We start from the raw sequence: 19,777 nt of genomic DNA, 5'->3' as shown, positions 1-19,777 counted from the left end.
TTATGCTTAGAGTGACCAACACTTTACCCAGCTCCGAGGAGTTCGACCATGCTCTGTTGCAGTCTCCCATTGCAAACCTCGACCCCCTATACGTGAGGCTTAAGGGTGTGGGCGCGGCGCAACTGGCTAGGGCTCTGAGGGCTACTGGAGTAGTAGGGGCGGAGGAGGCCTGGCTACTCGAGGGCTTTTTAGTGGAGAGGGGGGAGGCGACGATGCCTTTGGCCGCTGCGCTGGCGCCGAGGTCGTGGAGGGAGCTCCTCTACATAGCGGGCTACTGCCAGGAGGCTGGGCCGGGGAGGGTGATGTTCCTGCCGCACCCAGCCTTGGCGCTGGCGGCGGTTGCCTCGCTTGAGCCCGGGAGGAAAGTATTGGTGGAGGCCGAGGGAGCTGAGCCCTCGCTTTTCCACCCCCTGGCGCAACTCTACGACTTGACGCTCGCGTATAGGAGCCCGCCTCCCTTCTCTTTCGACTCCTACCGGCTCGACAGGCGGAGGGCCCTCATATCGCTGCCGAGGGGGTGGGATGGGGTGCCGGCGATGCAGCGCTACTTCGACTACGACCAGGCCGTGGTGGAGGTGGAGGCCCCATTCGCGCCCAGCGGGAGGCCTGGGCTGGTGGTGTGGAGGGCTAGGCGCGAGGAACTGCTGAGGCTCGCGTTCCCCACGAAGCACGCCCTTGTGAAGGGCTTCCTGAGGGAGTTTCAGACCGGTGCGGCTGAGGAGCGCTCCGTGCTGGAGTGGCTTAGGGCGGCGGAGCTCAGCGTCTCAGACTACCTGAGGCTGGTGGACTACGGCTTCCTGAGGAGGAGCCCGCACCCCGCCGGTGTGACGGTCTCCCTCACGGAGAAGGCGCTGTGGGTGCTCTCGCTTGAGGGCTAGGAGGGAGGAGAGCAGGCTCGCCTGGGCTTTAGTGAGGTGTGCTGTCTTCGGCTACTGTGACGAAAAGCTGACCGAGGAGCACGGGGACCTCCTCGACGCCCTAGGCGAGCTACAGGCGTCTTTCCCCGACAAGCCAGCTGAGTGGTTCTACAGGGCCACGTACCGCCTCCTGGCGGGGAAGGTCGAAAGAGTGGGAAACGAGCACTGGCTCGTGAAGGGGCTGGCGGAGCTGGGGGACACCTACCCCTGGTACAACGTGTGGATAAGCGAGGGGAAGTACCGCTGCGACTGCTTCTTCAGGGCCTACGGCTACGTGAGGAAGGCGAAAATATGCAGCCACATAGCGACGGTCATGCTCTACAGGAGGCAGATGAGGCTCGGGGCCTAGCTTACAAAGACAAATTCATATAGCATTTGAGGCACTATTCATTGGAGCGCTCTTGAGCAGCGAGCCCAGCTATGAGGAGCTGGTGGGGCGCGCTGCCAACCGGGTTGGAGAGCTATTCAAGGAGAAAGGTGTAAGCGTCGCGGTTCTCGCTGGTCCCGGCTCCTCCCGACTAGAAGTAGCGAGAAGGATTCCGGGGTCGGTAGTCGTGAGCTACAAGCTCTCAGAGCCCCTGAAGGAGCTACAGGAGGAGGATCGCGCCGAGCTTTTGAGGTTTGAGGGCGCGGAGCCTTTCGCGGACGGCATGACCCTGGCCGGGTATGTGAGGAAGAAAAGCCCCGCGAGGGTGATCGTGGTCCCGGAGAGCACCATCGAGGCGATCAGGGTTTACCGCTCGCTAAGCGAGAGGCTCGGAAAGGGTAGCGTCGCCTTAGTCTTCACGCCCGGGGTCCACAAGGAGGAGTTTGAGAGGAGGGGCGCCGAGCAGCCCGGGGAGGCGGAGGTAAACTACACCCCAGCGTTCAATGCCTTCAAAGTGATGCCCGAGGGCGGAAAAAGCGGGGTCTCGCTCAAGCTCCTCCAGCACCACGGGACAGGGGAGTGGGAGGAGCTGAGGAGGGGCGCCGAGGCCCTGAGAAGGCTGAGCCCCGGCAGCCTAGGCCTGCGTGGCGCGCTGGTAAATGCGGGCAGGAGGGCGCTTTCCTCGCTGGGCGAGAGGCTGGCCGAGGAGCTGTACGCCGCGGTGGGCGGTGCTGTGGTCGCTTCCGCGCTCGAAGCGCTAGCTTCGCCGCAGAGCTCGCTCGCGGTCGTGGCCAAAGTGATTGGTTACAGCTTCCCCCCGGGGCTCCTCCTCGAGATCGCTAGGGGGCTGATCGGTGTAGTCAGGGGTGAGCCCGAGAAGGAGCACGTCAAGCAGTTGGCGGAGCTCGTCCAGGCAGCCATCATCGCGGCGGAGTTCGTGAGCGACGAGAGGCTCGAGGGGGTGGCGGACGAGGTTGCCAGCCAGTGGGGCCTAAGCCTCCGGGAGTTCCGCAAGCTCGTCGAGAACCTCCGCAAGCTGGCCACGCAGGAGGTAGCAACGGAGGACGAGCTCAGAAAGCTCAGGGAGGAGGTTGGAGGAGACCTCAAGGCACTCGAGCAGAGGCTCAAAGAGCTCTTCGAGCAAAGGATCGACCAGCTCGAGAAGGGGCTCGAGGACAGGCTGGGACAGCTCGAAGAGAGGGTCGAGGAGCTCGAGAAGAGGGTCGGCAGGATCGAGGATCAGCTCAGGCCTCTCCGAGCCCTAACGGGGGTGTATCAGGAGCCCGGGGACTTGGGCTTCGACCTCGAGCGGGGGAAATTCTGGGTCGGGAAAGAGTACGACCTCGTCACCTCCGGCCGGTTCATGGAGCACGCAGGCAAGCTGCTCGAAGCCCTTGAGCGCGGGGAGCTCGTGGTGGTCACGGGGCCTAGGGGCGTGGGCAAGTCGGTGCTGACCAGGTACGCGCTCGCGAGGCTCCTCCAGAGCGGCCACTGGAGAGTATACAGGGCGAAGACGCTCGACGAGGAGAGTGCGGCTGAGATGGCCGATAGCCTGGCCAGAGTCGCGGACAACTCGCCCTGGAGGCTGGCCGTGCTCTACGACCCCTCGGCGCCGCTCTTCTACGAGCCGGGCTACGAGCTCCCGCCGCCGCCCGGTGTGGGCCCCACGGTCTGGGCGCTGGCGAGGCTCCACAGAGTACAGGGTGGCAGGGTGCCCGTGGTGGTCGTGCTACCCGACGACCTCTACGAGCAGGTGAAGGATAGGCTCAAGGGGGCCTACGTGCTCAGGGTCGACCTCAGGCAGGAGGACTTCCTAACCGACATAGTACGCGCCTACAGCGGGGAGGTTTGTAGCGAGGAGGTGTACGAGAGAATCGCCAGGGAGGTCACGAGGTATGAGGGCGACTACACGCTCGTGGCTAGGTACGCCGGCGAGTGGCTATCCGAGGCAGGGGAGTGCAACGAGAAAGCTGTGCGGGAAGCGCTCGAGGCAGGGGTTTGGAGCGCTGAAGCCTTCATAGCCCTCTTCATCTACAAGGCCGTGTTCAGGGGCAAACTCGCCATCTTCCAGAAGATGGCTGTGCCCTTCATAGCCCGCGCGAAGCTGGGCCCGTTGCCGCTGAAGTGGCTGGAGCGCTTTCCCGTTCTGAAAAGAGGGGCTTACGGGGGCTACGTGGTCAAGTGCCTATTAGACCCGCTCGAGCACTTGACGGACGGGAAGAAGGAGTTCATCAAGGAGTGGCTCTCCCAGCCGAAGGAGGACGTCGTCGAGGGCGTGATCAGGGGCATAGCCAAGGGCACGCTATCCAGGAGGCTCCAGAGGCTGGCGGAGAAGGGGCTGGTTAGCCCAAGCGCCGTAGAGGTTGCGAGGGGGATGGAGGAGAGAGTGAGGCTGGTTTTGGAGAGGCTGAGGAGCGCGAGATTCGACGGCGAGTGCAGAGGGGAACAACCCGTCGAAGTGTTCTTCAAGGCACTGGCTAGCGATCCGGAGCTCAGAGAGCTCGCGGAGGAAAACAGCTACCACTTCGCAGCCCTAGTGGGCCTAGCTCACACAGTATACTCGGCGGAGTCCCTCCTAGGTGAGGCCGGCTTCCCTGAGGGTCTAAAGGGGTGGCTCACCGTCGGGGACGAGATGCCACGATCGGCCAGGTGGTTCCTGGTCGAGACCGCCCCCGCTTTCAGGCTCGCCGTTAACCCCTGCCAAGTCTTGAAGAGCGTTCACCAGCGAGCCGAGGAGGAAAAGGGGGACAATTTCATCTCACTGTTGGCGGCTCTCGGCGCGCTGGCAGCCTCGGGAGGGGAGCTTGAGGGGTGCTTGGACGAGGCGGCCACCGTGGCGAGGCTTGTACTCGACAAGATATCGCTGTGGTTGGAGAGACCTGTCTTGACTCGCCTGTCGGAAGCCCTCAAGAAGCTTGTGGGGAAGCTTATGGAGGAGGGTCGTTTGCTCGAGGCAGTAGACATAGCGTACAAAGCGTCGAAGCGTGAGCCTAGGCTGGCCTCCGATCTCCTGCAGACCGTGGAGCAGAGGGCTGGGGGCTTGGACAGGCTCAACCCGCTCGCGCGCACGCTCTACGAGAACACAGACTACCTCGCTCGAAAGACACGAGGTGAGTGGCTCGTGGAGTGGGCTAGGAGGGTTGAAGCCTTCCTGAAGGGGCTGGAGGAGGACGTGGTGGGCCTTTACGCGAGGGCCCTTCTGGGAGCAAGGCTGGCGAGTGCCTTCACTAGGATAAGCTCCGCCGGGAAGGCCCGCGAGTGGGCTGGGGAAGCACGCAGAGCCCTCGAGCAGCTGGAGCGGCTCGACAGGAGCGAGCTTGCAAAGGGTTTGGAGCGGCTCCTGAGGGTTTGGTATCCCCTCATAGAGCCGGGGGAGGCCGCCGAGAGGTTGCTGGAGAATTTGAAGCTTGCTGTGCTTAGCGAGGGGGCTCTCATCGAGCTGTTGGTCGACGCTGAGGAGGCGCTGAGGCTCGCGGATGAGCTTCACGTAATCGCCGAGAAGCTAGGGCTTCTAAGGCTTGTGGAGTCGCACTCGTTCCGCGCCAGGGCGATGCTACTTGCCGGCCGAAAGAGGGAGGACGTCATTGGGGAGATCAGGGAGAGCTGGGAGCTCGCGCACAGTTGGGGCTTCATCGGCCTCTCCGAGGATATTGTTGAAGCGATCACAGCGGAGTACGTGGCGTCTTTCCTCCTGGAGGGCAAGCCCCGGGAGGCGCTCGAACAGTACCGGGAGTACGGCTTCCTCATCCGGAATCCTAGGGTCCGCGCCGCGCTTTTAGCCCTCATGCTGGCCTGCGGCGCCGAGGAGATGAGAGAAGACATGGGAAAAGTGAGGAGGAGGTTCGAGGAGTACAGGAGCAGAGCCCTAGCGTATAGCGCCCTCAGACCCCTGGCTGTTGCCTACCTAGCCAAACCCCTGGCTGTTCTCTACGAAGAAATTGAGGAGGAAGAGGCTTGGGACAGTCTAGGGCCTTTAGAGTGGGTACCCTTCGCGGACATCTTGGGGATAGCTAGGGAAGGCAACGTGGGTCAGTTGCTATGGCTGCTCGAGGAGCCACTTGGACTTGGCGAGCTGGTTCGCAAGCTTGAGCCCCACCTAGAGGGGCTTTCGGCGCTAGACGTCCTCGAGGTGGTATCCGCTCTGGTAAGTAGCAGAGTAACCTTCGTCGAGGTGGTGCACCAGGCGTGCGTGGAGGGGAGAGCTGGCCTAGCTAAGGTGCTCGCCAAGCTCTGGCAGGAGGAGTTGGAAGGGAGGGGCCTCACCCTTGCTGCGAGGCTTTGGGGCGAGCTCGCTGAGTCGCTGGAAGGCGGCTGCGGCGAGGAGTTCAGGGAAGCGCTGGTCAGGCTGTTCTACCTCTACGTGTAGCGGCTCATTAATACCTGCGCTCTACAGGAGTTCATGGAAGTCGACTGACCACGCGGGCCGGACTGCTTAGGTTGTATTACTCGAATCCGGAAGCATAGCTCGAGCCCATGGGTGGGGTGCGACGGTCAGGTTTAATTGGTGGAGTCGCGCTATTCCCCTTGTGCCTGGCCGCGCTTTCCTCTACGTGGGCGACGTGTTCAAGCCGCTACAGCTCAGCCTTGATGAGTTCCTGGAGGCCTGGGAGGGGGACAAGATGGCTCTCTTCGAGCTGGTGAGGGGTGAGGTTGAAAGGGAGCTCGGGGAGGTGAGGGGTGTGAGGCTGCTGGGCGCGTTCCTCGAGCCCTCGTCGATGACGGCGGTGGTGGAGTACCTGGTGGAGCTCGCCCGGGGCGGGGAGGCCAGCGTGAAGCTCGTGCACGCCGAAGACCCGGGGAGAGCGCTGATGGAGTACTACAGGGCCGAGAGGGAGGGCAGGCTCGCAAGGTAAACGAGCAGCGGTTCACGCTACCGGCTCTCCGCGGCTCAACGGCCCAGCTTTCGGAGCAGAGCCGCCAGCGAGGTGCCTTCTGCTACGCGCTACTGGCTGACCCCCCTTATCCTTGGCTAGCTCGGCGACATAGTACTCCTCGATGGGGCCTCCTTGCCCCCAAAGAGGCTACGGATCTCCTCGAGGCGCTCGGTAACTGCTCTGATGCAGTTTTGTGACGCGGACCAGAAGCACTTATCGTAAACATCCCGGAGCATCCCACCCTCGTCTAGGGCGTGCCTTTCTGTCAGCAGGTCACGTAAAGCATACCCTAGTGCCCCGGCCATCAGGACGTTGGATACACTTAGCTCGTCGTCCTTCATCGAGATCTCGGACGCTGTGGCATGATGCGAGTCGAGCCGTCTGAGGACAGCTTCCAGACCGGCGCGGATCTCACGGTGCTCGTCGGGCAACGGTATCGTCGCTTTAACTGAGATGACACTCGGCAAAACATACTCGTCTGTCATGCCGATCACTTCCTTGAAGACCATGAAGCACCCATAAAGGAGACCGGCCAGCGCCGCCAGCTCGGGGTGCTCCTCTACGTGCTCAAACTCTTTGGCTAGGGCCTCCATAACGCTATGCTTCAGGGACTGTCCGGCGTCCGAGATGACCTTAAATACAATCTCTGACAAATTTTTCCCGTTCAGCGACAAGGCACCGTCCCGCACGTCGGCCTCTATCTGCAACAGAACGGCGAACACACGAGTGCTCATGAAGGCCACGTGGCCGGGCATGTGTGTTGCCAGAGTCTCTACATCGGACTCTACCCTCTTGAAGTCCGGCTTATGGCTGCTGAAGGCCGCCCTCACCGCTGCCTCCTTGAAGACCTCGTCAAACTCGACGACCTCCAGCGTTTTTTCGGCGAAGTTCCGCGGGATCATGCTACGGTCGTTTATGAACACCAGTACCGGGACGTGCTTGCTGCTCGCGAAGGCGTCGAGGGCGCGCAGCAGGCTGCGCACGACCACGCTCTCGTCGCCGGCGCCAGCCGTTGTAACGAAGATCACGATGGGCTTCTTCGCGCTCTTTCCGAACTTACTGGAGAGCTTTTCTTGGATCAGCACCTCTAAGCGTGACTCGTCAGGGCCCACTGCCTCCTTCCTTCGAGAGCCCCCGACCCCGACGCTGAGGCCGCTGGGGGTCCCGACGTTCAGCCCGACGCTTGTCTGCGAGTTGAAGAAAACCTGGATCAGATCAGCGTGAAACGTAACCTCGGCGGATCTCACTACCTTGACGAAGTCGCCAAGATCGTGCGTATGGGCGAGGCTCGCTAGGAAGCGGAGATCCGGGTTGTAGATCAGCTGAGGGGGTGTGGGGTTGAGTCCAGCAGATGTGAGCATGACCGCTCTCCGCCCTAGTTCGACATGGAAGTCGTAACTCTCAACCCATCGCATATTTATCTCATCGGACAGCAACTCCTTTAGGTACGCGAGCGCGTCGCGGAAGATATCGAACGTGCCTGGTTGCATGTAGAAAATATGCAAGCCGGGTTTATCCGCTAATATCGCAAACAGGTTCGCGTTGAGCTTCACTACTTGAAACACGAAATATACATTCCACTACAGTATTAATATGTATCTCCGCTGTCAAATGCGCGCGATTGCATGCAGAAAATGCGCAAGCCGGGCACAGTGGGCTCTATTGCCCATTGTAGAGCTACCTTGACCTCGTACGGGACGGGACGTTCTCATCTACTCCCTCCACACCACGTACACCTTCACCGGCATAACCCGGTCTCCATCAGCGCGACAAGATCGGTGAGCCTCCTGGTAGCCTGCCCGACGTAGCTCAAGCCGCGTTCTTATACCTCAACAGGCCCGATGCCATGCCGAGCTCTAAGACGGCACCTCAGAGAACCTCCTAAGACTGGTGACCGAGCAACAGGCCGGCTCAAGGACGCGGACTTGCCAGATTCTAGCCTTATTATCTTGACCTCCCGTCAGTTGCACAGCAACCGAGCAGACGCATGCCCCTCGAACGCATCGTAGATGACCCTCATAAGGCTTGTCTTGGGAGCCGCTGGGATCCTAGGAGGTCGCGCCACGGTTACGCGCCTTATCAGCCTGTACCCTACCACTTCGGTCGTCGCCACCGCCAAGTGGATCGTTAGACTACTTAAAAATGAACGCGTATCACTCTGCGCTAGCGGCCGGCACCTTCCTCGATTAGCTCGGCGACGTAGTACTCCTCGATGAGGCCTCCGTGCTCCCAGATGGCAGCGGCTAGGAGCAGCCTGCCACGGTGCCTCACCACCTTCACCACGAGGCCCTCGTAGGGGTCTGGCTCCGGTAGCACTATTGCGTCTCCGGTCTCCTCGTACTCGCCCAGCCCACTCAGCCTCCCGGGGTCGAGCACGCGGACCTGCCTCTCAACAGCCCTCCTCACCTCCCCGCCCAGCCTCACGCCGGGGTCGGGGAACCACCTCACCCTCAGCATCTCAAGCCCACCACACACATCCAGCCGCAGCCTTATAAGGTTGCTACAGGGGCTCAGGGGGTCACAGCTTCCGCAGGGGGCCACGCGTATGCCGTGGACTCCTCCGCGGAAAAACGGCTTTAGCGATGCACTTTGCTCCGCACAGCACGAAGGAGTATAGTGGGGGTATTGTGCCCGAGCACCGCGGCTACCCTTTTCCGTTACTGCTCGATTTGGAAGCCCCGCGCTCTAGAGCCACTTGTCTAATGGCATGTCTGCAGAGCCACCTGAGGGTGACCTCCGCCTGTCTCCCCGTTGCCTCCCGATGTCGAGCGAGACCTCAGCGCCCGGCCTCGCAGGCCCCCTAGCGCCCTTGACCCTCCTCTCCATCATCTCCCAGGCGTAGTCCCAGAGCTGTTCGGCGTCGACGCCGAGGCCCAGAATGCCAGCTACCAGCCTGTCGATCTCCTGGAAGTGGGGCTTGAGCATTGCGACGGCCTCGAGCGCGCTTTTCCTCTTCCCCTTACTCCGGCACGGATCTCCCTCCTCTTCCTCCTCGGCTTGGGCGCCGACGAGGGCTGTCCTGGCGGCCTCTTCGAGAGAGTCGAACGCTTTGGCCAAGGCCTCGACATCCGCGCGGTCGAGGCCCTTGACGTTGAGCACGGGCATGCGCCTCAAGACGTTCACCTCGAGGCCCAGCGGCCCCTTCGGCACGTACCTGGCATTCTGCTCGAGCCAGAGCCACACGAACGTCGAGTTGAGGTAAGCGAGGAGAGCCTTCAGCTCCGTCTCGCCGAGCTCGACGTCTCTGGGCGCGATAGCACTGGACAGGTAAGGCCTCTCCTTGATGAAGTCGCTGGGGTCGACAGTTAGGTAGCCCGCCTTAACCTTGACCTTCGGGATGAGCGCGATGATGGCATCATAAGTCACCACGGGGAAGTCGACGTAGAAGAAGCGCGGGTGGTACCTAGGCTGGCGCACTGCCATCAGAGGCGTGGGCAGGTAGCCTCCCAGGTCGTACCAGCCCTTGAAGACCTTCGGGTTTCCCGCCCTAGCCCTGCACGCCTCGGCCTCGCTGCAGACCTCGCCGCCGCCCCGCGTGCCTCTGATCTTCGTCCTGCACTCTGTCTCGCCCCACCTGATGTACTCCCGAACTTGTGGCGGCAGTTTGCCCACGGCCTCGTGGCAGACGAAGATGTACGCGTCCGATCCGCAGTCCCTCAGCGACTCCCAGTCCGCCCTTGTGAACGTGAACGTGGGAACGTTCTGAGACCTGGTGATCGCAGGCGCAAGATAGGGCTCTGCAGCTGCGTTGAAGCCAGGAGCCCTGCTTTCCCACTCATCTATCTTCTCAGTGCTAAAGTAGAAGAACTCCTTAGCGCCGAGGTTCCTGACACCCCTTACTATACCCCAGCTTGCCAAACACAAGTAGAGCGCATTTCCGTAACTTGGCTCAAACCACTCTCCGAGAGCAGTCACGAGCTGGTGCTTCTCGAGCTTGCTGAGTAACTCTTCCACGCCTGTGAAGAAGAGGCTTATCCACTTCTTATCCTTTGGCACATCGCCCTGCCTGATCTGGGTGAACTGCACGCCGTACTCTTCTGCGCAACGAGTCAGGGCGCGCGCATCGAGAGAGCCGTCGCTCCCGATGGCGTCCTCGACACACCGCAACACCTCGTCTAGGAGCTTCCCGGCCTTGAGGGGGTCCAGCTCCTCGCCGCCCTTCAGTCTGGGCGGTATCCTCACAAAGGTGATAACGTTGTTGTCACGCGCCTCGCCGTCGGGCTCCTTCTCGGCGAGCAGTATGACCGTCGAGATCGTCGCCTCGAAGAGCCTGAAGGACAGGTCGATCAGCGCCCTCACCCTGAAGTTGTCCAGGAGGAATCTGCCGAAGCCCACGCCGTAGTCTGTCTGTAGCCACGCGTTGGATATTATCAAGCCCAGTCGCCCGCCCCTCGTTAGGAGGTTCTTGCAGGCGTGCATCACCCAGTATACGTATATCCCTGGCTCTCTTCCCCGTGCGGTGTCGGCCCTCAGGTCGTACGCGTCGAGCTCGTCCCCTAGCTCCCTGAGTATCAAGTCCTGCGTCGTGCCGGGTATCTCCACCCACCGCGTGTAGGGGGGGTTGCCCACGACGGCTTCGAAGTGGTCTGGAAGCCTGAGCTCGCCGAGGGAGCTACGCTTCAGTGAGAAGAAGTCCCTCGTCTCCAGGTTCAGCCTAGATATGGGGCAGCGGGGCTCCATGAGCATCAGGTGCACGCCGGTCAGCTGGGTTGCGAATGCGTTAACGTCGACGCCGTAGAGCTGATCCAGCACGCCCTGGTGCTCGTTGAAACGCTCCGTGCAGGAGGGGTACTGGCCAGCGGAGTAGTCCTTGCCGTACTTCAGGAGCAGGAGCCTCTTGTAGGCCTCGATGAGGAAAGTGCCTGAGCCGCAGCCGGCGTCCAGAACCTTGTCCTCCCCAGACCGGATGGCCCACCGCGCGATGAGCCTCGCGACGGCCGGCGGGGTGTAGAACTCGCCCAGCTGGTGCCTCTCCCCGGGGGGCAAGAGCCCCTCGAAGACGTAGCCTATCACGCCCGGGAGGTGCCTCAGCTCCGGTTTGAGGCCATCGACCAGCTCAATAATCTTGTTTACTTTCTCGACGGCTTCCAGACCCCCTAGGACAACCTCGTCGAAGGGTCCGGCGTTGAACAGGGGTGAGAAGTCCTTCATGCCGAGCTTCTCCTCGAGCTCTGATGAAGCCTGCTTGAATGTGGAGTTCAGAAGCTCTACGAGGTCGTCCGGCTTTTCCACGGTGTGCTCCTTGCCCCCAATCGTGACGCTCGCTCCGATGCCCACAGGCCTTAACGGGGGGATGACGTCGCCGTAGTGGAGCTCGAGAACCTTGTAGGCGAGCACCTTGTTCGCCAGGGCGTAGGCCATCATCCTGGCGAGGTTCTCGAAGGAGAGGATACCCCTCACACGCGTCGCCTTCAGCAACTCGACGGTCTGCATGCCCAGCCTTCTGGCTTGCTCGACCCTACCAGCTTCCTCGTACAGCTCGAGCAGGGTCATCCCCGAGACGGCGCGGAGGGCCCTGAAGGCGTCCCCGTCCTCCGCTAGGCGCCTCCTCAAAGCGCCCTCGAGAATCTCCCTTATGGCTTCGCGCTGCCTCTCTCTTAGGGAGGGCGGGAGCACCAGCGACAGGATGCCCCGGCTGAGCAGGCCCTGCGCGTACCCCATCTCCTGGAGCCCGGCGTGCAGGCGCTTGAAGAACTCCGCGTCGTCGAGCAACCTGGCCTTCAGAGCCCCGCTGATGGACCTGCTCAAGTCCTCCACGTACTTTCTCATAGCCGAGACGAAGACCTCGTAAAAGGCCTCAGCTGGGAGCACGCGCCCCACTAGCTGGCTTTCGAGGGCGTCGCACAGCTTCTTTATGCCCGCGTCGCTGAGGGGGTCCTCAACGTGCGCGATTATGTGCCCGTTCAGGAGTGTGCTGAGGGCACCGGGTCTGAGGGCCTTGGCCCAGTCGTCGGGCGTCCTCTTGGTCTCCAGGCAGGCGTCCACGTCCAGCACCTTCTCGAGGTCGGAGCGCTCAATGCCCTTGAAGAGGACTAGGAAGTCCCTGTTCGCCGTTGCGAAGAGCGGGGTCCTCTCCAGTTTGTACTCGAGCATCGCCAAGGCGGCGTAGCACGCGGCCTGAGCTATGGGCGCGGGGCCGAGGGGGTTGAGGCTTTCGCCGAGCGGCTCCTCGGCCTTCCTCTTCGTCTCTATGATGAGGACCGGGACGCCTCGCTCCTCAACGACGATGTCGGGTACTTTGCCCTGCAGCCTGCCGTCTGGCCTCGCCTGTAGCCTGCGCCCAGCGAGCGTGTACTTCTCGAAGTAGCCCCTCAGCTTCTCAAGGAGCTCGAACGTAAATTCTACCTCCGCCTCCTTCGGCATACGAGCACGACCTCACACCTCTACCGAGGAGGAGTTATTTTAACCTAACTGATATTTACCCCCCTTGTTTCCAAATTCCATAACCCTGCAGGCACCGAGGCTCGGAGCTAAGGGGGATTGGGAGCCCCCACGCCGCTCGGCGACGGGGTGCGGGAAGCACCACGAGTAGTTTCCCCGTAATGTCCTCCATTTAAACCACGTAAAGGACATATACTTTGGAGATTAGGGATATTGAGTGTGGCTTACTGGGTTCTTTCGGGTAGCTATGAGAACTGGCAGCTGGGCTTGAGGCTGGGGGTGTGGGGCGTCAGGGAAAGGGCGAGGCCCCTCTGGGAGAAGGTCCAGCCCGGCGACACTGCAGTGTTCTACGCGGTGGGGAGGGGCGTGCTGGGCTACGGCACGGTCAGGGAGAAGTTCGAGAGCGCCGAGCCCCTCTGGCCCGAGGAGCTCAAGGCCGGTGCCGTCATTTGGCCGCTGAGGCTCAGGATCCAGGTCGCGGAGACCTTCCAGCCGCCCAAGCCTAGGCCAAAGGGCATGCTAGTAGCCTTCCCCATAAACAAGCTGAGCGAGGGGGTGTTCAGGGAGCTCGCGCGGTGACACATGGAGCGGCGTGGAGGCTAGGCTCAAGACCCCCTGCAGGCGAGCTTGGGCTGAAGCGGGAGAAGCTCAGCCCAGGGTAGCGCGAGGCTGCCCGAGAGTCTCCAAAGCGTCGCCGTCAAGCCGGTCAGCTCGAGCCACCTGGCGACGCAACCCCAGACCTCGGCGCCAACCTTGACAATCACAGCTAAACGCGAGAGGGGGGCTATAAGCGTTCACACAGGCTGTACTCGCGTTACAAGCGCTACAGAGTATCAAGTAACCCTCCTTCCTTCTCCTCCTCCTCTTTTGCGGCTGATTCAAGGAGGGGGTGTTAAACTCTATAAAAAATTCCGTATGTAGCAATGCTACTTTTTAGCTTTTCCCTAGTTTCTTCCCGTACCCGCCCCGTGCCTTCCGCTAACACCCCGCGGGCGCTGATGCATAGAGGAAGTATTGTGCTATGTGTTTTCCCAAAGCTTGCCGAGTCTACTTCCTATGATTAAACTTACACCTACTATAATCAATAGTATCCCAGGAATCGCTAGGAATCCCAATGAGCGTGGCGTCATTTCAGGTTCGTATGTAGTTGTATTAGTTGGGACAAGCGTGTATGTTGGATATTCTGCCGTAATCTTCGTATAGACTGTTTTGGATGTGATCGTGGAGAATGTGTTATCATAGACAAAGCAGATCCTTTGATTAGCCGGCGGTGTCCATGCAATTGAAGTATCGACAACTCTGTTTCTCGAAGGAACCGTGTAGTAGTGGTACGACTCACCCAGCTTAAAGTGGTCCCACTCATCTTCATCCATAGCCCAGAAATTTATATCTCTATTACCACCTGAAACGACCTTTATTGTTATCGTCAACGTTGTTCCACTGGGAAAGCTCCCGCAATAAGCTGCAGCGCGACCGGGAGACACTGTGAAAGTCTCCTCAAGCCAAACCTTGCTAACAATTGTATATTTAGGTTCATAAACGGTTTTCGTCTTAGGATTATAGCTAACAACGGGTACGGGTACAAACGATGCTGTAAATACACCTATACCTAAAACAAGGAGTACAAGACCTATAACGCTCAACTTCGCCATCTCTGTACCTAGATTTAACTTCCTGAATAATATTAAAATTTTAGGCTATAAGTTTGCTCAGTGGCGCTCCTCCTTTGCCAGTAACTTCTTTATCAACAAGAATACAACGAGAATTAATATAAGAACAATGAGAAAATAAGGAATGAGGAGTAAAAGCTCGGTGGGCCCGATGTTAAACTGCAACGGTACAATTCTCTCGCCAGTCGCTACTCCAAGTAACAGTGCTGGTAAAAGCCAAATTACCATAATCTTGTGTTCCAACCTTCACTTTATAAATCTTCCTACAATATTCTTTCGTAGCTAGGCACGCGGCGGAGCTCAAGGGGTCACCCGAGGCGCTGGACGTGCTCGTCGCAACCCTACAGGCCTTCGCCAACGTGTCTAACCCGAAGATCGCGCAGGCTATGCTGCTCCTCCTCTGGAGCTACCTGCATAACCCAGACTCCGACTTTAAGTGGGAGCAGTTCCTCGAAGTGCCGGGCACCGTCTCGCTCACCATCGGCTCGGGGAAGCGGGTGGCTACGGAGGTGTGGGGCAGCGTGGAGGCTAGGCTCAAGACCCCTGCAGGCGAGCTTGGGCTGAAGCGGGAAAGGGTCAGCCCGGGGGTAGCGCGAGGCTGCCCGGGAGCCTCCATGCCGGCCACGGGCGGCCCGAAAGGCCCGCAGAGAAGAGGTGTGGCTGTAGGAGCACTGGAGGCATGCATCCACGCGCGCTGAGCCGGCTACGAGAGGCGCCGGGGGGCCTAGGCGCCGGGCTGGGGTGCAGGCCGGGTGAGCCTCCTAACGGGAGCAGGTGGTCCAGTTACCCCTCTCACTTCCTCCAGGGGTAGATTTCACTCCATCTGGGGCTCCATTGGGATATTTCATAGTCAGCATCTTTTTCAACTCCACCTATGCAGGACATCAACCCCTACTCCATTGCCGTGTCCTATCGCTATTCTCCCCAGCTCTTATTGATACAGCAATCTATCTATTACATCTCGCGGCATAAGGTCATGCGAGCTATCAATGCTGCAATAGAGACTATGGAGGTAGTGGAATAGGAGATGTGTTTCCGCTGGCACTGTATATTCTTCTGCTGCGCCTATCTATCTTTGCGTGGGTTAACTTTTGTAGTATACATATACGGTTAAATCTGGTAAATATATATCACAGGAAGGGACTTTATCTTTAATCACTGCTGGTTTTCTAGTTGAAAGGAAGTTTAACGTGTATGTTTTATCGTTTAGCAGAAGCTCGTCTGGAGACCTTTGGTAAAGGAGGGAAATATCTGAAGGTAGAATGATAAAAGAAGGCTCGCCATGAACCCAATATGCTCTATCTGTATTTAAAGGATAGGCTGTATCTGAAATAAATTGGGGTAAACCTACGGAATAGGCATTTAAAATTGATTGATCGTTTCTCTGCTCGTCTGGCTTTGGCCTTTCATAAACTGGACCAAGTACACGATCTGACAAAGATTTTCCATATATGTAAAGATTTATCTTCGCTATATTGCTTCCCTTATCAAGCAAAAGATTTATATCTTCCTCCGCTTCTGCTTGAGTATTGGGAAAATAGTCCCATAGAAGTATATGAACATAATTTCTTATCCACTCTTTAGCAGACCACCCGTAAGCTAAGGGCTTATCAGGATTTTTTATTACATCTACAACACTATTATGTCCTTGGTCAAAATAGTCTAGGTTATCCGTTGCAATTTTCAAAGCTATTTCTGGTCTATAGACTTTAAAAGTTGGGGAGGAGGGCCCGTTGGTATGAGGCATAAAATCTGGATATTTCTCCCATCCAAGCACAGACTCTTGCCAAACATTGTAAAATAGGCTTTGAGGTAAAACTTTTTGCCTCATCCAATTGTCAGCTATCACATATTTATTTGGATGGTCGCTTGGTATTAAAGCTAATAATTCTTCTGGCTTTAATCCTAAAACCATTTTTCCACTTCTTGTGTAGTTTGCCAAAGTTGAAAAATCTTTATTTACTATCTCCCTCAACCTATATTTTGTCCCGTTAACAGTTAGGTATTGACTATAATCTATTCCTAACCATTTTGCTATTGCTGAAGCCTGCTTAGTTAAAGCCCAAGCAGCATAAGGAAACTCTTTTGAATCATTCAAGTTATCATTAACAACGTAGACGAGGATTGGTGTTTCCCCGTAAACTATAGGCTGTTGTTTGCTCAAGCCGGTAACTACTATTGGATTGCCCTCTGTAAGGTTTAACACGTTCCAAAGAGCCGGACGGCCAAAAGCTTATACAGGGTTTCCTTCAACGACTGTTAAGTCTTTTAAATAGTTTAAGCTTGTGTCAGTTAAGCTTTTTTCATTCAAATCATACAAAACTTTAGAAAGCTGCAGTAAAGTTATAACTTTATCCGCTACACTAGGATCGCTGTAAACTTTCTGCTTTGCTGCATCTAGCAAGGTAGCATTTCCGACGTATAAGTGAAGCATCGCCAGTACGCCGAGCTTGTTAACAGGATAGGATTTCTCTATCAGATCCTTATACTGGTTGAAAAACTGCCTCGTTTGGGAGGAAGAAAAACCGTTTTCTAAACCATAGAAGGTAAAAGCATCCTCTAAAGACCAGTTTACGGCGATGCTTGCCGAGGCCGTGTTCCCGAAGGGGTCTGTGACGTAGACCCTTGCCTGCAGGGTCTCCGGGCTGTCCCCCAGGCTCAGGTTGTAGGCGAGGAAGCCGCTCGGCAGCCTGGCCATGGAGTGGTTGTTGGCGTGAAGCTCGATCAGGGCTATAGCAATTCCCGAGGAGTCGCTCGCGTTCACAGTGACGGTTGCCAGGCCCAGCTCAGCCCTCTCCTCGACGCTCACCGAGTATATCACGGGCCTGTCGCGGAGCTCGAGGATTTTTGCCAGCAACGTGCTGCCAGTCTCGGGGTCTAGGACGCTCACCCTGTAAGCCCCCTCCCCCCTAAGCCCAAGCCTCGCAGCCCAGCATCCGCCGGCGTACACAGCCCTCAGAGCCTGGGCGCCGCCCGCAGGCGCCTCGACGACGAGGGGGATGCAGGGTGTCGGGGTTGCGTTACGAGCGTACACCCTGAAGACGACGACACCGCTCCCCAGCTCGGCGTCGACGCCGAGAACCTCGAGCCCCCTTCTTGGCCCCGGGAGGCGTGGTTGGGTGAGGCGGAGCGCGAGAAGCGCTAGGGCGGCGAGGAGTAGGGCTAGGGCGGGTATGAGGGCTGCGCGGCGCAACCAGGAACCCGGTTAAGCCAGCGGCAAGAAGTGCTTTAAGCCTTACGCCGCCCAGCCCGCTCAGGGGCTCTGCTACGGTAGAGGGGGGCTAAGCCGACACGCCACCACGCCTCAGGAGCCCCGAGGCCGACTCGCCGCACGCCGCTTCCTCGACGCTGTAGCCGAGCAGCACAAGCAGTCCGCAGGCCCGCTCCGTCAGGTAGATGTACCTCACGTTGCCTACCACTGCCTCCTTCACGAAGCCAGCTGAGCGGAGCTTCTCCAGGGCGCTGGCTATATACCTCGTGTTCCTTGTGCCGAAGGCCCTGCTGAGCGGCCTCGTCTGCCTGAGCCTCCAGAGCGTTTTAGTGAGGCCGGTCAGCTCGAGCCACCTGGCTACGCTCGCCCACACCTCGGCGCTAACCTCGACCGTCACAGCCAAGCGCGTGTGGGAGTTTATAAGCGTTCGCAGGTGCTGTGACCGCAGTGAGCTAAGAGCCTCAAGGGGTTGCTCGAACACCCTCCCACACCCTCCCTCCAGCCCGATGGAAGCGAGGGAAGACGCGGGTCGAACACGGAAGAAACAGGGAAAAGCTAAAAAGTAGCATTGCTGCTCTGAGAGCTGAAATACCTGCGAGAATAGATCCACAACGAACTCAGGATCATGCTTAAGAGTCTCACCTCTTTCCAGGATATTCATCGAGAAGTTCTCGCCCGGAACATAGCGTTTAAGCCCTTTGTACTCTCCGTGCCAATCCAGTATCAGCACTTTTACACCTTTTTTAAAGTACTCCTCAACCAGAACTTTCGCGGTGTTTGTCTTGCCGCTGCCCGTAGGCCCCACGATAAGAATGTGGCTCTCGGGTATCCTGAGCACAGAGGGCAAATACTTTGACAGGTTCACTTTGAGGGATTTCACGTTGAATTAAAGCTGTGAAAAATAAAAGCCGAAAAGAGTGCATATCGATGTGTTGCTAAACGGGTACGTCAGGGTGCTTCCTAAGGAAGTTAGCCCTGAGAACGTCGTTCGGGAAGGTCCTGTAGCTTTTTTAAAGCTGTCTCTCGGAGAGGTGGAGGTTAAGACGAGGAAGCTCTGCACAATAGGTTTTGTGACCAGTATACAGCGTGGTAGCACCTACACGGACATTACCCTCGCACTGGAGAGCGGCCAGGTAACCGTAAGGGTTTGGGACACTCAGGGGGTGGGAGACCTCCTCGAGGGCCTTAAGAAGGACTCCAAGGTTCTCGTTTTCGGAGTTCTCAGGGAGTACAGGGAGCAGATATACATCTCGGCTGTCCTGCTAAGAGCTGTAACAGAGGAGGAAATCTCGAAGTTTAAGAGGAAGCTACTCGCGGACAGGAAAATCCTACTGAACATAGCCAAAAAACAATAATAGCAAGTTCTCGTGAAGAGATTCAGGGTGTATCTCCATGCCGGAGAAGAGGAAAAAAGAGGAAAAACAGCCTCAAGGAGTCGATTTGATGAAGTTTTTCTCGAGCCAGGAGGAACAACCCCAAGCTGCCGCGGGTTCTCGCCCTGCATCTCGAGAAGAAGCTCTCCTTACAGAAGAAGTGGAAAAACTCCTGCTTCAACGCATTAAGCAAGAACCCTCTGGTCTGACAAGAAGCCAGCTCTATGAGTGGAGCAAGAAAAGGGGAGTCAACCCCGCCTCATTTTACAGAGCGTTAACATCCCTAATAGAGAAGGGGCTAGTTCAACGCAAATTCGACACAACCCGTGAAGAATACGTGTTTATAGCCGTACATTAATGAAATGATCCCGGTAGCCGATTGAGGCTTATTCGACGCGTAGCCGGAGCTGCCTCCGGTGCAGCATGACCGTGGCGATATGGCTGCATATTTTTGCCTTCCTCACGTAGCCGTAAGCCCTGAAGAAGCAGTCGCAGCGGTACTTTCCCCCGCTTATCCAGACGTTGTACCAGGGGTAGGTGTCGCCGAGCTCCGCTAGCCCCTTCACCAGCCAGTGCTCTGCGCCAACTCTCTCCACTTTCCTGGCGAGGAGCCTGTACGCAACCCTGTAAAACCACTCAGCGGGCTTGTCGGGGAATGAGGAGGGCAACTCCCCCGAGGCGTCGAGCAGACCCCATGCTCCCCGGTCAGCTTACCGTCACAGTAGCCGTAGAGGTCGTGCCTTACCAAAGCCCATGCTAGCCTGCTCTCCCCCTCCTAGCCCTCGCCAAGCCCCAGCACCCAGAGAGCCTTCTCCTTGAGCGGGATGGTGAAGCCTACCGGGTGCGGAGCGGAGCACTCCTCAGGGAGCATTATTCGATCAGCCTCTGCTAGCTCTCCAGCTTCATTTTCACTTTCAGTCTTCAAAGCGAAAAGGAGATGAGCACTTTAACCATCTGAAGTAGCGGAAAGTCACCAGTTCCCGG

The 19,777-nt window shown here is 58.1% G+C and carries 19 protein-coding genes; 8 read left to right on the top strand and 11 right to left on the bottom strand.

Annotated elements, in window-relative coordinates; genetic code table 11:
* Positions 1–2: 2 nt before the first annotated feature.
* From ACNO7C_RS03320 to ACNO7C_RS03305, 4 genes are all read left to right on the top strand, one after another.
* The gene (locus tag ACNO7C_RS03320; RefSeq protein WP_460025560.1) at positions 3–878 is read left to right on the top strand and encodes a hypothetical protein; all 876 of its coding nucleotides are present in this window, start codon (positions 3–5) and stop codon (positions 876–878) included.
* Complete coding sequence (locus ACNO7C_RS03315; RefSeq protein ID WP_460025559.1) at positions 868–1,266, top strand: hypothetical protein; 399 nt, start codon at positions 868–870, stop codon at positions 1,264–1,266. Before ACNO7C_RS03320 ends, ACNO7C_RS03315 begins: the two co-directional genes overlap by 11 nt.
* A 52-nt stretch (positions 1,267–1,318) precedes the next feature.
* Positions 1,319–5,650 carry a hypothetical protein gene (locus ACNO7C_RS03310; protein ID WP_460025558.1) on the top strand — a complete coding sequence of 1,444 codons (4,332 nt, stop codon included), beginning with the start codon at positions 1,319–1,321 and terminating at the stop codon, positions 5,648–5,650.
* A gap of 160 nt (positions 5,651–5,810) precedes the next feature.
* On the top strand, positions 5,811–6,137 hold the full coding sequence (locus ACNO7C_RS03305) for a hypothetical protein (RefSeq protein ID WP_460025557.1): 327 nt from the start codon (positions 5,811–5,813) through the stop codon (positions 6,135–6,137).
* Positions 6,138–6,253: 116 nt separating this feature from the next.
* Here ACNO7C_RS03305 and ACNO7C_RS03300 read toward each other — a convergent pair whose 3' ends face one another.
* From ACNO7C_RS03300 to ACNO7C_RS03285, 4 genes are all read right to left on the bottom strand, one after another.
* Positions 6,254–7,723: a hypothetical protein gene (locus tag ACNO7C_RS03300; protein ID WP_460025556.1), complete on the bottom strand. Its 1,470-nt coding sequence runs from the start codon at positions 7,721–7,723 to the stop codon at positions 6,254–6,256.
* Between the two features lie 395 nt (positions 7,724–8,118).
* Complete coding sequence (locus ACNO7C_RS03295; RefSeq protein WP_460025555.1) at positions 8,119–8,271, bottom strand: hypothetical protein; 153 nt, start codon at positions 8,269–8,271, stop codon at positions 8,119–8,121.
* Between the two features lie 50 nt (positions 8,272–8,321).
* Complete coding sequence (locus ACNO7C_RS03290; protein WP_460025554.1) at positions 8,322–8,615, bottom strand: hypothetical protein; 294 nt, start codon at positions 8,613–8,615, stop codon at positions 8,322–8,324.
* 228 nt (positions 8,616–8,843) lie between these two features.
* On the bottom strand, positions 8,844–12,521 hold the full coding sequence (locus ACNO7C_RS03285) for an N-6 DNA methylase (protein ID WP_460025553.1): 3,678 nt from the start codon (positions 12,519–12,521) through the stop codon (positions 8,844–8,846).
* 237 nt (positions 12,522–12,758) lie between these two features.
* On the opposite strand from ACNO7C_RS03285, the gene ACNO7C_RS03280 reads away from it, so the two are divergent.
* Entirely contained in the window at positions 12,759–13,118 is a 360-nt protein-coding gene (locus ACNO7C_RS03280) for an EVE domain-containing protein (RefSeq protein ID WP_460025552.1), read from the top strand.
* Positions 13,119–13,144: 26 nt separating this feature from the next.
* Here ACNO7C_RS03280 and ACNO7C_RS03275 read toward each other — a convergent pair whose 3' ends face one another.
* On the bottom strand, positions 13,145–13,303 hold the full coding sequence (locus ACNO7C_RS03275; protein WP_460025551.1) for a hypothetical protein: 159 nt from the start codon (positions 13,301–13,303) through the stop codon (positions 13,145–13,147).
* Between the two features lie 255 nt (positions 13,304–13,558).
* Complete coding sequence (locus ACNO7C_RS03270; protein WP_460025550.1) at positions 13,559–14,191, bottom strand: p24 family protein; 633 nt, start codon at positions 14,189–14,191, stop codon at positions 13,559–13,561.
* A 344-nt stretch (positions 14,192–14,535) separates the two neighbouring features.
* Between ACNO7C_RS03270 and ACNO7C_RS03265 the strand changes: the two genes are divergently transcribed.
* Complete coding sequence (locus tag ACNO7C_RS03265) at positions 14,536–14,907, top strand: hypothetical protein (RefSeq protein WP_460025549.1); 372 nt, start codon at positions 14,536–14,538, stop codon at positions 14,905–14,907.
* A 386-nt stretch (positions 14,908–15,293) separates the two neighbouring features.
* Here ACNO7C_RS03265 and ACNO7C_RS03260 read toward each other — a convergent pair whose 3' ends face one another.
* The 3 genes from ACNO7C_RS03260 to ACNO7C_RS03250 form a co-directional block, all read right to left on the bottom strand.
* On the bottom strand, positions 15,294–16,415 hold the full coding sequence (locus ACNO7C_RS03260; protein WP_460025548.1) for a hypothetical protein: 1,122 nt from the start codon (positions 16,413–16,415) through the stop codon (positions 15,294–15,296).
* 27 nt (positions 16,416–16,442) lie between these two features.
* Positions 16,443–17,402 (bottom strand): hypothetical protein, encoded by a 960-nt coding sequence (locus ACNO7C_RS03255; protein WP_460025547.1) that lies wholly within the window; start codon positions 17,400–17,402, stop codon positions 16,443–16,445.
* A gap of 88 nt (positions 17,403–17,490) precedes the next feature.
* Positions 17,491–18,300, bottom strand: a complete 810-nt coding sequence (locus tag ACNO7C_RS03250) for a helicase HerA-like domain-containing protein (protein WP_460025546.1) — start codon at positions 18,298–18,300, stop codon at positions 17,491–17,493.
* Between the two features lie 37 nt (positions 18,301–18,337).
* Between ACNO7C_RS03250 and ACNO7C_RS03245 the strand changes: the two genes are divergently transcribed.
* Both ACNO7C_RS03245 and ACNO7C_RS03240 read left to right on the top strand, forming a co-directional pair.
* Entirely contained in the window at positions 18,338–18,775 is a 438-nt protein-coding gene (locus ACNO7C_RS03245) for a hypothetical protein (RefSeq protein ID WP_460025545.1), read from the top strand.
* 37 nt (positions 18,776–18,812) lie between these two features.
* Positions 18,813–19,151: a hypothetical protein gene (locus ACNO7C_RS03240; protein WP_460025544.1), complete on the top strand. Its 339-nt coding sequence runs from the start codon at positions 18,813–18,815 to the stop codon at positions 19,149–19,151.
* Between the two features lie 28 nt (positions 19,152–19,179).
* On the opposite strand, the gene ACNO7C_RS03235 is transcribed toward ACNO7C_RS03240, so the two are convergent.
* Together ACNO7C_RS03235 and ACNO7C_RS03230 are read right to left on the bottom strand one after the other, a co-directional pair.
* Positions 19,180–19,461, bottom strand: a complete 282-nt coding sequence (locus ACNO7C_RS03235) for a hypothetical protein (protein ID WP_460025543.1) — start codon at positions 19,459–19,461, stop codon at positions 19,180–19,182.
* A 107-nt stretch (positions 19,462–19,568) separates the two neighbouring features.
* Positions 19,569–19,718, bottom strand: a complete 150-nt coding sequence (locus tag ACNO7C_RS03230; RefSeq protein WP_460025542.1) for a hypothetical protein — start codon at positions 19,716–19,718, stop codon at positions 19,569–19,571.
* Between the last annotated feature and the right edge of the window lie 59 nt (positions 19,719–19,777).

The sequence above is a fragment of the Infirmifilum tikiterense genome (genome assembly GCF_054696565.1).
This window is presented reverse-complemented; position numbering and strand designations above follow the sequence as displayed.

Bases quoted from the DNA above. Each gene is read 5' to 3' on its own strand.
- ACNO7C_RS03270 (WP_460025550.1), bottom strand. From the start codon at position 14,191: ATGGCGAAGTTGAGCGTTATAGGTCTTGTACTCCTTGTTTTAGGTATA.
- ACNO7C_RS03240 (WP_460025544.1), top strand. From the start codon at position 18,813: ATGCCGGAGAAGAGGAAAAAAGAGGAAAAACAGCCTCAAGGAGTCGAT.
- ACNO7C_RS03285 (WP_460025553.1), bottom strand. From the start codon at position 12,521: ATGCCGAAGGAGGCGGAGGTAGAATTTACGTTCGAGCTCCTTGAGAAG.
- ACNO7C_RS03320 (WP_460025560.1), top strand. From the start codon at position 3: ATGCTTAGAGTGACCAACACTTTACCCAGCTCCGAGGAGTTCGACCAT.
- ACNO7C_RS03290 (WP_460025554.1), bottom strand. From the start codon at position 8,615: ATGCTGAGGGTGAGGTGGTTCCCCGACCCCGGCGTGAGGCTGGGCGGG.